Raw genomic sequence first — 14293 nt, 5'->3', positions numbered from 1 at the left:
AGGAGCGATGAATTGATGAACAGCAATCGGACTTCTTGAACTTCTGGCGACACATTAACCGCCGGGCGGTGCCGGCGTCAATCGTTACTTTGTAACTGTTTCTTCGGGTGGTCGGATTTGCGGATGAAGCGATGCGGCCTTGCCTGGCTGCGCGTGCTACCCGGCATGACGCGCAGGTTGAGTAGGGCCTGATGGGGTAGGGGGCGCTGAACGACCCGCAGTGGCCACATAACCAGATCCGACACAGCCATTCGAGTCACGAACCACCTTGCGGCCAGGAGTCGCGTCGCGGTCGTCCATGATAAACGTCAAAGCGTGACCCGCGCTTTGGCTGGACGCCGACAGTTCGTCCCGCGTTTCCCGAAAATTCGGCAAGAACGAAAAAGCCCGACGAGTCGTGCGCCCGTCGGCCTGTTGGCAATTGCGCACTGCGTTCCCGCTACTTCGCCGCGAGCGCACTTTGCACGCCTTTATCGACCCATGCGTTGTCGGCCACGCTCAGCTTCTGCGGAATCAGCTTCGCCGCGTAAAACGCATCGGCGACACCCTGCTGTGCCGCGACGATCTTTTCGTCGAGCGGCACCGCGCCAAACGGGACACGCTTGATCCACGTCTCGACGAGCGGTTGCGGCAGGCCGACCTTCGGGGCGATCAGCGCGGCGGTTTCGGCCGGATGCGTGTTGACCCACTGACCCGTCTCGCGCGCCTGCTTCAGGATCGCGCTGACCACGTCGGGATGCTGTTGCGCGAAATCCCGTGTGGCTTCGTAGAAGTTGTGGGTCGCCGCGAGGCCCGTGTAGTCGGACAGCGTGCGCACCTTCAGCGTGTCTTGCGCGGCCGCGTAGTACGGATCCCAGACGACCCATGCATCGACGTTGCCGCTCTCGAACGCGGCGCGCGCGTCGGCCGGCGCAAGGTAGACGGGGCGAATTTCGTCATAGCGTACGCCGGCCTTCTTCAGCGCTTCGAGTAGCAGGTAGTTCGCGCTCGAACCCTTCTGCAGCGCGACCTTCTTGCCGCGCAGGCCGGCGACCGAACGGATCGGCGAATCGGCCTTCACGACCACGGCTTCGTTGTGCGGCGCCGGCGGTTCCGCGCCGACATAGACGAACTGCACGCCGGCCGCCTGCGCGAACACGGGCGGCGGCGCACCCGTATAGCCGAAGTCGATGCTGTTCGCGTTCAGCGCCTCGAGCAGTTGCGGGCCGGCCGGGAATTCGAACCACTGCACGCCATAGCCGAGCGGCTTGAGCCGCGCTTCGAGCGAACCTTGCGCCTTGATGGCCGACAGCAGGCCGGCCTTCTGGTAGCCGATGCGCACGACCTTGTCGGCGCCGCCTTGTGCGAAGGCCGACGCGGCGGACAGCGTGACGAGCGTCACGGCGGCGGTGCGGGCGATCCAGCGGGTGAAACGAATCATCGAACGGACTCCATGCAAAACGTCTTCGGGCGAGCGGTGGTGGCGCTCGGCTGGAAGAATCGTCGCATGGGCGATCACGCCCGCAAACGAAGCATTGCCGATATCAATATGACGGCGGCGCGCCTATGCTTCGTCGCTGTCGTCTTTCGAGGCCGGTGTGCCGGACTGTCGCGCGGCCTCGTCGCTGAGCTTCTTGTCGAGGATCGTCGCAACGCGGCCGCCGAGATACGCGCTCGCCGCGGTTTCCAGCGCACGGTTCGTCTCGCCTTCGACGAACACGGCCGCGAGCGGACGCAGGCGCCAGATCGCGTCGACCAGCTCGGGCACGTCGGTGGCGGGCGGCAGCGTGCCGGCGTCGTAGCGGTCGAGCCGCTTCACGACGAGATCGACGAGCAGTCGCGCGATCGCGTCGAAATGCGGCCGCGCGAGGCTGATCACGTCGAGCAGCTCGCGCGGCGGGATGCCTTCCTTCGTCATCGCGGCCGCTGCTTCGAGCAGGGCGGGGCTCTTTGCGACGAACGACAGTCCGCGCCGTTCGAGCAGGCCGAGTTCGGTCACGCGCGACAGTTGCGTGGTCGCCTGCGGGCCGAACATCTGCGCGAGCGCGGCGAGCGAATAGGTCTTCGGCAGTTCGTGCGACCAGCGGCCGCCGATCGCGTTTTCGAGGCCGAGGATCGAGCGCAGGTCGTGGCCTTCGTCGATCGCCTTGATCAGGTCCTGGATGTTCGACAGCGTGTAGCCGCGCGCGAGCAGGTGGTTGATCAGCTTCAGGCGCGCGACGTGCGTGTCGTCGTAGATGCCGACGCGGCCGCGCTTTTCCGGCGGCGCGAGCAAACCGCGATCCTGGTACGCGCGGACGTTGCGCACGGTCGTGTCGGACACGCGCGCGAGTTCGTCGACCGTGTACTCGTTGCGGGCGTCCGGCGCCGCCTCGTCGGGAGTGGAATGAGTCTGTTTTGACATGCGATCATTCTAGCGCGACGTGACAGGCTCGGGCGAGACGGGGAGCGTGTTCGCGCCGTCGCCGAGCGGGCGCTGCAGCAGCGCCGTATCGATCCAGCGGCCGTGCTTGAAACCGGCCGCCTTCAGCATGCCGGCCGGCTCGAAGCCGAACGCGCGATGCAGCGACGTCGAGCCGCCGGTGCCGCCGTCGGCGATCACGGCGATCATCTGCCGCCACGGGCCGGCCTCGCAGCGTTCGATCAGCGCGGCGAGCAGCGCGCGGCCGATTCCGCGCCCGCGCTGTGCGTCGTCGATGTAGATCGAATCCTCGACCGTGAAGCGGTACGCGCTGCGTGCACGGTACGGCGTTGCGTACGCGTAGCCGGCCACGCGGCCGTCGCATTCGGCGACGAGGTACGGCAGCCCGTGGCGCAGCACGGCGTCGCGCCGCGCGCGCAGTTCGGCGACGTCGGGTGGCGTTTCCTCGAACGACGCGACGCTGTGGCGCACGTGGTGCGCATAGATCGCGTGGATCGCATCGAGGTCGGCATCGGTCGCGTCGCGAACGACGCAGGCGGCTGGCGTGGCGGACATGGTGACGGTGCGGCAGGGGCGGTTATGGGCAAGCCGATACTATGGGGGCGATCGCCTGACGCGTAAAGCGGCGGCCGTGCGCCCGGCGCGCGGCGTTCAGTTCGGCTGCCGCTGCTTCTGCGTGTCGCGCGGCAACTCGTCGAAGCGGGCGAAGTAGTACGCGGAAAAGCGGCCGAGGTGCCCGAAGCCGAACGTCAGCGCCGTATCGGTGATGCTGGCCGTCGGGTCGCTGAGCAACTGCACGCGCGCGGCGTCCAGCCGGATGTTGCGCAGCAGCTCCATCGGGGTCGCGCCGTGGTAGCGCCGGCACAGCACGTTCAGGGTCCGCAGGCTGACGCCGGCCGCCCGCGCGAGATCTTCGAGCGAGATCGGCGCGCAAAGCCGCGCATGGATGAATGCGTGCAGCGCATCCATCTGCCGGATGCCGCCGCGCGATCCGGATTCCGCCGGCGTACCGCGCGCCGGCGGCGCCGCGCCGGCCTGCGCGGCGGCGGGCGACGGCGGGCAATGCACGAGCAGGAAGAGCGCGAGGCTTCGTTCGAAGTGGTCGCGCCATTCGGCCCGGATGCCGCCGTCGTCGGCAACGGCGAGCACGTTGAGCAGCGACTGCGCGATCAGATCCCATTGCGACGCCAGCGCCGTCGGCAGCAGGAAGCCGGGCGCGAGGCCGGGCGCCGCGTCGTCGGGCCGGCGGCCGCAGACCGCGCGCATCAGCGAATCCGGCACCTTGACGATCAGTTGCCGCGTGCCGGACCGCCAGCGCAGGCGAACCCGCGACGTCGGCGCCAGCACGGCGGTGCGCCCCGCGGATACGCCCATCACGTGCCCGTCGCACTCGATTTCGGCGCCGCCCGCGAGCGACGTGTGGACGAGCGAAAAGCCGTCGAACGGGCGCGGGGCGACCTCGACTTCGGCGCCGTACTGCAGCGCGTAGACGGTCAGCTGATTCAGTTGCCCCTTGAACAGCGCTGCGTCGGGCACGCCCTGCTTCCAGCGCAGCGCATGCTCGGCCAGTTCCGTGGAAACCTGCTCGTGCGCATCCATGCGCAATCCGGATCGGAACACGCAATTCCGATACAGCGCGGACAGCACTTCCGCATTCGGGGCGAGGGGCATGGGGCGTCTCCTGTGTGGCGGTTTTCGTGCGGCGCACCCGGCTGGTTGCGGACGCGCGTCGTGCCACATCGGTTTCTCTTGTGAGCGAGATATCCTGAAACGATGATATTGATCTTTGTCAGGCTTGTCGAAAGTTTTGCAAGAATCGGATAGTCCCGTTCGTCGCGGGGAAAGATCCGGATAGCGCCCGGCGCGCGGAAAAAGGCGGATCGAGTTCGCACGGCCGCCTGCAAATTCCGGATAGTGAGAATCATTGTGGCTTCCTACACTGCGCCGGCATCCGGACGGAAAGTGGCGCATTGCACGACAATATTTCGGACATCTACTAAATCGATTGACTCAGCGATCGTATTGGTTCGAACGCGTGTGACGCGAACACTTCCGCCAGGCCCGAATCCCCACTGGAAAAAGGAAGGAAGTCCATGCGTCAAATCAACCTGCAGGCGCTCTCCGACGATGCGCGGCTGGGCAAGCTGCACGGCGTCGTGCTGTTCTGGTGCGCGCTGATCATCGTGTTCGACGGCTATGACCTCGCCGTGGCCGGCATCGCGCTGCCGGCGATCATGAAGGAGATGGGCGTCAATCCGGCGCAGGCCGGCTTCATGGTCAGCTCGGCGCTGTTCGGCATGATGTTCGGCAACATCGTGTTCGGCACGGTAGCCGACCGGATCGGGCGACGCTGGGCTATCGCGGCCTGCCTGACGCTGTTCAGCGTCTTTACCGCGGCGGCCGGGCTGGCGCAGACGCCCGCGCTGTTTGGCGCGGCCCGCTTCCTGGCGGGCATCGGCATCGGCGGTGTGATGCCGAACGTGATCGCCCAGATGACCGAATACGCGCCGCGCCGCATGCGCAGCACGCTGGTGACGCTGATGTTCAGCGGCTATTCGGTCGGCGGCATGCTCGCGGCCGTGATGGGCAAGGGGATGATCGACGCGTACGGATGGCAGTCCGTGTTCGTCGCCGCGGGGGCGCCGGTGCTGCTCGTTCCGCTGCTCGTGAAGTGGATGCCGGAATCGCTGCCGTTCCTGATCCGGCGCGGCAGGACCGACGAGCTCGCGCGCATCGCGCGCCGGCTCGATCCGGCGTACCGGCCGCAACCGGGCGACTGTTATGTCGTCCCGCGCGAGGACAAGGCGGGCGGCGCGCCGGTTCGCCAGCTGTTCGACGACGGTCGCGGATTCAGCACGGTCATGTTCTGGATCGCCTGCTTCATGTGCCTGTTCATGGTGTATGCGCTCAGCTCGTGGCTCACCCGGCTGATGGCGAGCGCCGGCCACAGCCTTGGCTCGGCATTGACCTTCGTGCTGGTGCTGAACGCCGGCGCGATGGCCGGTGCGATCGGTGGCGGCTGGCTGGCCGATCGCTTTCCGATCAAGACGGTGCTCGTATCGATGTATCTGCTCGCCGCGGTATCGATCACGCTGCTCGGCTATCCGATGCCGCCCGCGTTGCTGTTCGTGCTGGTCGCGTTCGCGGGCGCGTCGACCATCGGCACCCAGATCGTCAATTGCGCGTATGCGGGGCAGTTCTATCCGATGGCGATCCGCTCCACCGGCATCGGCTGGACGCTGGGTGTGGGCCGCTGCGGCGCGATCCTCGCGCCGATCGTCATCGGTCTGCTGGTCGGCATCGATCTGCCGCTGGAACAGAACTTCATGGCGATCGGGCTGCCCGCGCTGGCGGCCGCCGCCGCGGTCGGCCTGATCGACCATCGGCGCTCGGCTTCGCAACACGGCCTGGCGGCTGCGGCCGGCGAACGGCAGGCGTCGGCCGTCCGGCAATCCTGAGCGGCACATTGGCGGAGCCCGCCGGTGCGAGGCCGGCGGCCGATCGCGCGCGGCAACGCAGCGCGCGTCGTTTTTTCTGGAAATTCAGTCATGCATATCGATTCTGGGGCGTGGAACGCGAGGGTGAAGGCAAGCGTACTCACGGCGGCGCTGGCGGCGACATCGGCCATCGCGCATGCGCAAGGCGGCGTGACGCTGTACGGCATCGTCGATACCGGTATTTCGTACTACAACCATGCGGCGAAGGGCGGAGCCGCGACGGGCATCCCGCACCTGACCGGCGAAGTGCCGTCGCGATGGGGCGTGAAGGGCGACGAAGACCTGGGCGGCGGCGCGCGCGCGTTCTTCGTGCTGGAAAGCGGCTTCCAGCCCGGTACGGGCGGATTCAATCACGGCGGGCGGCTGTTCGGCCGGCAGGCGAACGTGGGGTTGAGCGGCGAGGCGGGAACGCTCACGCTCGGCAGGCAAATGAACATGACGGCCTACGCGCTTGCCAACGCCGACGTGATCGGGCCGTCGATTCATTCGCCGAGCGGCTTCGACGCCTATCTGCCGAATGCGCGCAGCGACAATGCGATCGGCTACCTGGGCAAGTTCCGCGGATTCACGATCGGCGGCACCTACAGTTTCGGCCGTGACGCCGCCGGGCCGGCCGGGCCTTCGGCTACCGGCTGCGCGGGGCAGGTGCCGGGCAATCCGCTCGCGTGCCGGCAATATACGGCGCTGGTAGCCTACGACGCGGCGCGCTTCGGCGTCGCGGCGTCCTACGACGTCAAGCGCGGCGGAGCGGGCGCGGCGGCGCCGCTCGACAGCAGCGCCCATGCGAGCGCGCACGGCGTCGTCTCCGGTTACGCAGTGATGGGGCGCGCGAAGCTCGGCGCGGGATGGATCCGGAACAACGTCGCGGCGGCTGCTCATTGGCAGACCGACATCGTCTTCGCCGGCGTCACCTATATGCCGACCCCCGCGCTGTCGTTCGACGCGCAAGGCACGCGCTATCTGCAACGCGGGCACGCGCGCGGCGCGAACGCGACCCTGCTGGTCGGGCGTGCCAACCATCTTCTGTCCAAGCGGACGCGCGTCTACACGTCGGTCGGCTACATGCTGAACGGCGCGACGGCCGCCAAGGCGGTCGCCGCCGGCGGCACGGTCGATACGGGGCGGAGCCAGCTGGGGATCATGGCCGGGGTGCAGCAGCGGTTCTGACGCGAGCGGGCCGGTGGCGTCAAAGCCGGCCGTCCGCCGCGCGAACCGCGTCGGCGATCGCATCCGCGACACGCTGCACGCGCGGCGAGCGGCGCACGTCCGGGTGGACGACGAGCCAGATCTCGCGCTCGATGTCACAGCGTGGCGCGGAAGTCAGCTCGACGAGCGGCGCCGGGGCGGACGATGGTGCCGCGCCCGCCGTGCCCGCCGTGCCCGCCGCACCACCCGCACCACCCGCGGCGAGCGAATCGTCGACGAGAAACCTCGGCAGCAGCGCGACGCCGGCACCGGCCGCGCACGCGCGATGCTGCGCGGCCAGGTCGTTGGTGACGAACGCAAAGCGGCGCCCGGCCGCGAAGCGTTCGAGCCATTGCTGCTGCGGCGTCTGCGCGAGCGCGTCGTCATAGCCGACGAACGGCCAGGTATCGGGCGGTGCGTCCGCCCATTCCGGCGCTGCGCACAGCGCGAAGCGCATCGTGCCGAGCCGGCGCGCGGCGAGTCCCGGCTCGGTCGGCCGCGACAGCCGCACCGCGAGATCGGCCTCGCGCGCGTACAGGTTTGCCGCGTGCATCTCGCCCAGCAGGTCGATGCGCAGCGCCGGCCACGCGCGCTGCGCGCGGGCAAGGCGTGGCGCGAGGAAGTGGCTGGCGAACACCGGCGACGCCGATACGCGCACCACGCCGTCGAGCGCCGCCGCGCCCTGGGCGGCGCGGGCGAACGCATGCGCGTCGGTTTCGAGGCGTGCCGCGTGCTCGGCAAGGTGCAGCCCTTCGTCGGTCGGCGGCCAGCCGCGTGGCAGCCGGTCGAACAGCCGGATGCCGAGCGCGGACTCCAGCGCGTCGATGCGCCGCGCGACCGTCGAATGCTGGACCTGCAGCGCCCGCGCGGCGGCCGACAGGCTGCCGCAGCGCATCACCGCGAGGAAATAACGGATGTCGTCCCAGCTCATCGGCAGCGCCGGCGTGGGAACGCGATCCTGATCGGTCGAATTTTGCACAGTAAATGGGCGGGGAGCGGGAATTCCGATCGATTATGCACGATGGGATGATCGTGTCACTTCATTCGATTGCGAGGAACGTCATGACCCAAACTGCCACCGCCATCCGGATCGGGATCGACCGCTACGGCGACGCCGGCGTGCTGCGCCGCGTCGATGCGCCCGTCGCGCCGCCCGGTGCCGGCGAAGTGCGGATTCGCCAGACCGCGGTCGGTGTGAATTTCGTCGACATCTATTTCCGGACGGGCGCGCATGCGTTGCCCGCGCTACCGGACGCGCTTGGCGTCGAGGCGGCCGGCGTGATCGACGCGGTCGGGCCCGGCGTGACGGATCTCGTCCTCGGCCAGCGTGTCGCGTATGCGGGCATGCCGACCGGCAGCTATGCGAGCCTGCGCACGATGCCGGCCGAGCGCGTGTTGCCGATCCCCGAAGGGGTGAGCGACGAAGCCGCCGCGGCCGGGCTGCTGAAAGGGATCACCGTTTATATGCTGCTGCATCGCGTCCGTCAGGTCGGCGCCGGCGACACGGTGCTCGTGCATGCGGCGGCCGGCGGCGTCGGGCTGCTGGCGACGCAATGGGCGTGTGCGCTCGGCGCGCGGGTGATCGGCACGGCAGGGTCGGCCGCGAAGGCCGCGCTCGCCCGCCAGCACGGCGCCGAGGCGGTCGTCGATTACCGCGAAGAGGATTTCGTCGCGGCCGCGCGCGCGTTCGGCGGTGGCGCGGGGGTCGATTACGCGATCGACGGGATCGGCGGCGACGTGCTGACGCGCACGCTCGGCGCGGTCCGTCCGTTCGGGATGGTCGCGAGCATCGGGCAGGTGGCCGCGATCGGCGCGCGGCAGACGATCGATCTCGACGAACTCGGCCCGGCCCGCTCGATCGCGCTGGCGCGGCCGAGTGTGCTCGGCTTCATCGCGCGCGACGTCGCGGGGTATCGCGAAGCCGCGCGCGCGACGCTCGAGCGGCTGGCGGGCGGGATGCACGTGGAGATCGGCGCGCGGCTGCCGCTCGAACAGGCGGCCGATGCGCACCGGCTGCTGGAGTCGCGCGCGACGACGGGGGCGGTCGTGCTGGTGCCGTGACGGCGGGCCGCTGCGGATGGGGTACGGCGCGTCAAAGGCCCAAAGGCTGCGGCGTGGCACGTTTCCGGTGCCGGGCGCTGCGCGACGCGCATCCCGATCAGTTGTGCTTGCGCAGCGGCGCATCCTCGACGAACCACGCGAGCACGAACGCGATCGCGATGACGGTCGCCGCCGCGAGATACACGACATGCAGCGAGCCGGCGAACGCATGCAGGTACGCGTCGCGCACGGCATCCGGCAACTGGTGCACGGCGGCCGGGCCGAGCGCGGGCGGCAGCTCCGTGCCGGCCGGCAGCGCATCCATCACGCGCGACTGCAGCCCGTGCGAAAACAGCGCGCCGAACGCCGCGACGCCGAGCGAGCCGCCGATCGAGCGGAACAGCGTCGCGCCCGACGTTGCGACGCCCATGTGCCGGAATTCGACCGTGTTCTGCACGGCGAGCGTGAGCACGGGCATCACCATGCCGAGCCCGATCCCGAGCAGCGCCATGTACGCGTACATCGTGTGCAGCGGCGTGTCGAGCGTCAGCGTCGACAGCAGCGCCATCGCGATGCCGCCGGTCAGCGTGCCCAGGATCGGGAACAGCCGGTACGAGCCGAGCCGCGAGATCAGCCGGCCGCTGACGATCGACGTCACGAGCATGCCGCCCATCATCGGCAGCAGCTGCATCCCGGCTTGCGACGGCGTCGAGCCCTTCACGACCTGCAGGTAGAGCGGGATGAACGTGACCGAGCCGAACAGCGCGATGCCGACGACGAAGCCGATCAGGCTGACCAGCACGAAAGTGCGATGGCGGAACAGGTCGAGCGGCATGATCGGCTCGGCCGCGAGCCGCTCTTCATATATGAAGCCGCCGATCGCGACGACGCCGAGCACGAGCGTCATCCACAGCTGCGGCGACGTCCACGGCAGCAGCGAGCCGCCTTCGCTCGTGAACAGGATCACGCAGGTGAGGGCGGTGGCGAGGAACGCGGCGCCCATGTAGTCGATCCGGTGCTTCACGTGCGCGGTGTGCGGCCGGAATGCGGCGCCGATCACCGCGAGCGCGAGAAAGCCGAGCGGCAGGTTGATCGTGAAGATCCAGCGCCACGACAGGTGCTCGACCAGGAAGCCGCCGAGCAGCGGGCCGATGATCGTCGCGAGGCCGTACACGCCGCCGAACATCCCCTGGTAGCGCGCGCGGCGATCGGGCGGCACCAGATCGCCGATCGCGGCCATCGTGACGACCATCAGGCCGCCGCCACCCAGCCCCTGCAGCGCGCGCAGCACGATCAGCTGCGTCATGTCCTGCGCGACGCCGCACAGCGCGGAGCCCGCGAGGAACAGCACGATCGCGGCCTGCAACACGATCTTGCGGCCGTACAGGTCGCCGAGCTTGCCGTACAGCGGCAGCACGACGGTGGAGGAGAGCAGGTACGCGGTGACGACCCACGACAACTGGTCGAGCCCGCCGAGCTCGCCGACGATCGTCGGCAGCGCGGTCGACACGATCGTCTGGTCGAGTGCGGACAGCAGCATGACGAGCAGCAGCGCGGCGACGATCAGCCCGGTCGGCGCGTCGCGACGGGCCGTCTCGGTGGCCGGCGGAGTGAGGAGGGTGTCGGTTGTCATCGAGATATCTGCCATGGCAGGGAATTGTGTCGAACTATAGCCATGGATGATTGACTAGTCAATTTCTGCTCAGCCTCGATCTGTTGCAGCCGTAACAGAAGATTGCCGGCGCGAAAAATTGACCGGGATCAGGCGAGAAGCGGGGCCGGACTCAAGTTTTTTGCAGGCAAACCGTAATCCAGAGTGCTGCGGAGCGATTGCCGCGGCACTTTTCACCGCTCACGTCCCGTCATGAACCTGAACGCCTTGTTTTCCCGTTTCTCGATCCGTACGCGGATCTTCTCCACGCTCGGTCTCGTCGCCGTGCTGCTCGTCGTATCGGGGCTGATCGGCCTCGCCGGCATGCAGAGCTCGAACCGCGCGCTCGACGAGGCTTATACGCAGCAACTGGCCGCGAAGACCGCGTTGTCGGCGGCCAGCCTGAACCTCACGATCGTGCGCACGACGCTCGATCGCGCGCTGCTGCATCCGGAAGCGCCGGAAGTGCCCGATCTCGTCAAGAAGGCCGAGAACTATCTCGCGAAGGCGGACACCGCCTGGCGCGGCTACGCGTCGATGCCGCACGACGGCGACGAAGGCCCGCTCGCGAGCCGCCTCGACGCGGCGCGCCAGGCGCTGATCGGGCAGGCGCTGAAGCCGATGATCGACGCGGTCCGCGACGGCCGTCGCGACGAGGCCGACCGGCTGCTGATGTCGGTGGCGCCGCCGCTGTCGGTCGCGCTCACGCAGGCGACCGATGCGCTCGATGCGTACCAGGTCGCGCGCGGCAAGGACGTGTACGACACCGCGCAGACCTATTACGGCTGGATGCGCGCGGGCGCGATTGCCGGTATCGCGTTCGGCCTGGCCGCGTGCCTCGGCTGCGCGATCGGCCTGCATTACGCGATCACCCAGCCGGTGAATCGCCTGCTGTCGCACTTCCGCCGCCTGTCGGAAGGCGACCTGACGTCGGAAGTGCGCTGGTCGTCGCGCGACGAGATGGCCGAGCTGGTCAAGGGCGTGACCGGCATGCAGCGCAGTCTCGCGGACACCGTGCGCCAGGTCAGCCAGGGTTCCGAAGCGATCTCGACGGCGACGCACCAGATCGCGGCCGGCAACACCGACCTGTCGCAGCGCACCGAGGAACAGGCGTCCGCGCTGCAGCAGACGGCCGCGAGCATGGAGCAGCTCACCGCGACCGTGAAGCAGAACGCGGACAATGCGGTGGAGGCGCAGGCCTGCGCGGATACCGCGAGCGAGATCGCCACGCGCGGCGCGACGGTCGTCGGCGAGGTGATCGGCACGATGAACGAGATCGACCAGAGCTCGCAGAAGGTCGCCGACATCATCGGCACGATCGAAGGCATCGCGTTCCAGACCAACATCCTCGCGCTGAATGCGGCGGTCGAAGCCGCGCGCGCGGGCGAGCAGGGCCGCGGCTTCGCGGTGGTCGCGGGCGAGGTGCGCACGCTCGCGCAACGCTCGGCGTCGGCGGCGAAGGAAATCCGCACGCTGATCGGTGAATCGGTCGAGCGCGTCGCGAACGGCTCGCGGCTCGTCGGCCTGGCCGGCGCGACGATGCAGGACATCCAGCAGGCGATCGGCCGCGTGACGGGCATCATGACGGAGATTGCGGCTGCGTCGAACGAGCAGCGCGACGGGATCGAGCAGGTGAATCGCGCGGTGTCGCAGATGGACCAGGTGTCGCAGCAGAACGCGGCGCTCGTCGAGCAGGCCGCGGCGGCTGCCGCATCGCTGGAAGAGCAGGCCGACGGGCTGCGTCGCGCGGTAGGCGCGTTCCGCGTAGCCTGATCGACCGCGTGCGGCGGCGGGGCGGGCGCTTGCCCGCCTGCCGTCCGCCCGCCCGTTACATCAGACGGCCGCGAGTTGCGCGGCCGCGCGCGACGACGCGACGATCAGCAGCTTCATCGTCGCACGCGTCGCACCGACGAACAGCTTGCGCGCGGCACGCGCGTCGAGCGTGTCGAAGTCGACCTCGGTGAGGATCACGCACGGCGCCGACTGGCCCTTGAAGCGGTAGATCGAATCGAGCAGCACGTCGCCTTCGCGATACTCCGGGTTGCCGAACAGGTCGTACTTGCCGGTGAAGCTCTTGAGCCGGTGCGGGCCGAGCTGGTCGAGCGGCGCGAGCACCGAGCCTTCACGGCCGCGATACGACAGCACCGCGATGTCCTGCTTGCGGAAGCCGAGCGACAGCGCGTGCGTGATCGCCCGCTTGGTCGCATCGATGCAGGCGTCGGCCAACGCATCTCCCGACGCGCCTTCTTCCCCGTACGACGACACCGACGGATCCGAACCGTCGAACGGGCTGCCCGAGCGCAGTTCGGCCGCAAGCGGCTCGACCCGGCCGACGATGTCGCGCACGAATTCGAGCAGGTCGCGCGGGCTCCGGTAGTTCGTGAGCGCCTTCAGCGTGACCCAGCCCGGCAGGGCGACGGGCTCGCGCATGTACAGGTTCTGCAGCGGATCTTCCAGCCACCACCATGCGCCATCCGGCGCCAGCAAGCGCTCCAGGGCGGCCGCCCACGGCGCATGGAAATCCTGTCCTTCGTCGACCACCAGCACGTCGAAACGCCAGTGCTCGGGAAGGGGCGTTTCCGCGAAGCGCGCCTCGAGCCGCTCGAATTCGCCGGGTACCTGGAAGTCGGGCGTATAGCCGCCGTCGCGCGCGACCCAGTCGCACAGCTGGTGGTAGTTCGCGATCTTCGCGCCGGGCGGCGCGATGCGCGCGATGTAGTCGGCGAGCGGCCGGTTGAAGCACACGTAGAGCGCGCGCTTGCCGGCCGCGACCGCATCGCGCATCGCCTGCACCGCGAGCTGCGTCTTGCCCGAGCCGGCCGTGCCGGTGACGCGCAGCCGGAACGGCGCGAATTCGAGCTGGCGCGCCCACGTGGCGAGCCCGCCCGACAGCCGCGTGACGAGCGTGCCGGCCTGCCCGACGAGCGCGCTCGTATCGGGCGTGAGCGCGAGCTCGTCCGCGAGGAAATGGTGGAGCTTCGGCGCGTTCGGGAAGTGTTCGTCGTCCTCGGGCAGGATCTGCAGGATCACCTGCGCGAGTTGCGCTTTACGCGAGGCATCGACGATGCGGTCGGCCGCGACGCCGGCGATCGACGCGTCGCGGATCGCGTAGTCGGGGCAGTACAGCAGCGCCTCGACGCCGTAGACGCCTGCGCCGAGCGCGGCCGTCAGGCGCCGGTGCAGCGTTTCCTGCGTGCGCGCAAGCTGGATCGGAACATTGCGTTCCTTCTGCAGATAGACCTTCACGAGCCCCTTCGGCGTTTCGCGCAGGAAGCCGGCTTTCTGCTCGATCAGCAGCACGCGGCCGGCCGGGCTCACGACGACGAACGCGGCCTCGCCGAATACCGAGAACGCCTGGTCGGCGCGCGTCCAGTGCACGCCGTGATACACGGTGTAGCTGTCGGGCAGCGCGTGTTCGAGCGCGGCGAGCGTTTCGCGCTCGCGTTCGGCCGCGCCGGTCGCGGCGAGGCTTTTCCAGTCGTCGGGGATGAGGCGGGCCATGGCGTCGGGCGGCGGATG

The 14293-nt window shown here is 68.9% G+C and carries 11 protein-coding genes; 4 read left to right on the top strand and 7 right to left on the bottom strand.

Annotated elements, in window-relative coordinates; genetic code table 11:
- Positions 1–439: 439 nt before the first annotated feature.
- The 4 genes from LGN17_RS16715 to LGN17_RS16700 form a co-directional block, all read right to left on the bottom strand.
- Complete coding sequence (locus LGN17_RS16715; RefSeq protein ID WP_226197779.1) at positions 440–1420, bottom strand: sulfonate ABC transporter substrate-binding protein; 981 nt, start codon at positions 1418–1420, stop codon at positions 440–442.
- Positions 1421–1543: 123 nt separating this feature from the next.
- Complete coding sequence (locus tag LGN17_RS16710; protein WP_175957799.1) at positions 1544–2383, bottom strand: MerR family transcriptional regulator; 840 nt, start codon at positions 2381–2383, stop codon at positions 1544–1546.
- A gap of 9 nt (positions 2384–2392) precedes the next feature.
- Positions 2393–2956, bottom strand: a complete 564-nt coding sequence (locus tag LGN17_RS16705) for a GNAT family N-acetyltransferase (RefSeq protein ID WP_226197778.1) — start codon at positions 2954–2956, stop codon at positions 2393–2395.
- Between the two features lie 96 nt (positions 2957–3052).
- On the bottom strand, positions 3053–4072 hold the full coding sequence (locus tag LGN17_RS16700) for an AraC family transcriptional regulator (RefSeq protein WP_226197777.1): 1020 nt from the start codon (positions 4070–4072) through the stop codon (positions 3053–3055).
- 422 nt (positions 4073–4494) lie between these two features.
- Here LGN17_RS16700 and LGN17_RS16695 point away from each other — a divergent pair, with 422 nt between their 5' ends.
- Positions 4495–5859, top strand: a complete 1365-nt coding sequence (locus tag LGN17_RS16695; RefSeq protein WP_226197776.1) for an MFS transporter — start codon at positions 4495–4497, stop codon at positions 5857–5859.
- Between the two features lie 90 nt (positions 5860–5949).
- Positions 5950–7065: a porin gene (locus LGN17_RS16690; protein ID WP_226197775.1), complete on the top strand. Its 1116-nt coding sequence runs from the start codon at positions 5950–5952 to the stop codon at positions 7063–7065.
- 19 nt (positions 7066–7084) lie between these two features.
- On the opposite strand, the gene LGN17_RS16685 is transcribed toward LGN17_RS16690, so the two are convergent.
- Complete coding sequence (locus LGN17_RS16685) at positions 7085–8014, bottom strand: LysR family transcriptional regulator (protein ID WP_226197774.1); 930 nt, start codon at positions 8012–8014, stop codon at positions 7085–7087.
- A 131-nt stretch (positions 8015–8145) separates the two neighbouring features.
- Between LGN17_RS16685 and LGN17_RS16680 the strand changes: the two genes are divergently transcribed.
- A complete protein-coding gene (locus LGN17_RS16680) occupies positions 8146–9144 on the top strand; it encodes a quinone oxidoreductase family protein (protein ID WP_226197773.1) in 999 nt (332 codons plus the stop codon).
- 97 nt (positions 9145–9241) lie between these two features.
- Here LGN17_RS16680 and LGN17_RS16675 read toward each other — a convergent pair whose 3' ends face one another.
- Positions 9242–10756, bottom strand: a complete 1515-nt coding sequence (locus tag LGN17_RS16675; protein ID WP_226197772.1) for an MDR family MFS transporter — start codon at positions 10754–10756, stop codon at positions 9242–9244.
- Positions 10757–10987: 231 nt separating this feature from the next.
- Between LGN17_RS16675 and LGN17_RS16670 the strand changes: the two genes are divergently transcribed.
- Positions 10988–12547 (top strand): methyl-accepting chemotaxis protein, encoded by a 1560-nt coding sequence (locus LGN17_RS16670; RefSeq protein WP_226197771.1) that lies wholly within the window; start codon positions 10988–10990, stop codon positions 12545–12547.
- 60 nt (positions 12548–12607) lie between these two features.
- On the opposite strand, the gene LGN17_RS16665 is transcribed toward LGN17_RS16670, so the two are convergent.
- Entirely contained in the window at positions 12608–14275 is a 1668-nt protein-coding gene (locus LGN17_RS16665; protein WP_226197770.1) for an ATP-binding domain-containing protein, read from the bottom strand.
- Between the last annotated feature and the right edge of the window lie 18 nt (positions 14276–14293).

The organism is Burkholderia sp. AU30280 (assembly GCF_020420125.1).
Lineage (GTDB): Bacteria > Pseudomonadota > Gammaproteobacteria > Burkholderiales > Burkholderiaceae > Burkholderia.
The sequence above is the reverse complement of the archived record's forward strand: the minus strand, read 5'-3'. Positions and strand labels throughout refer to the sequence as shown.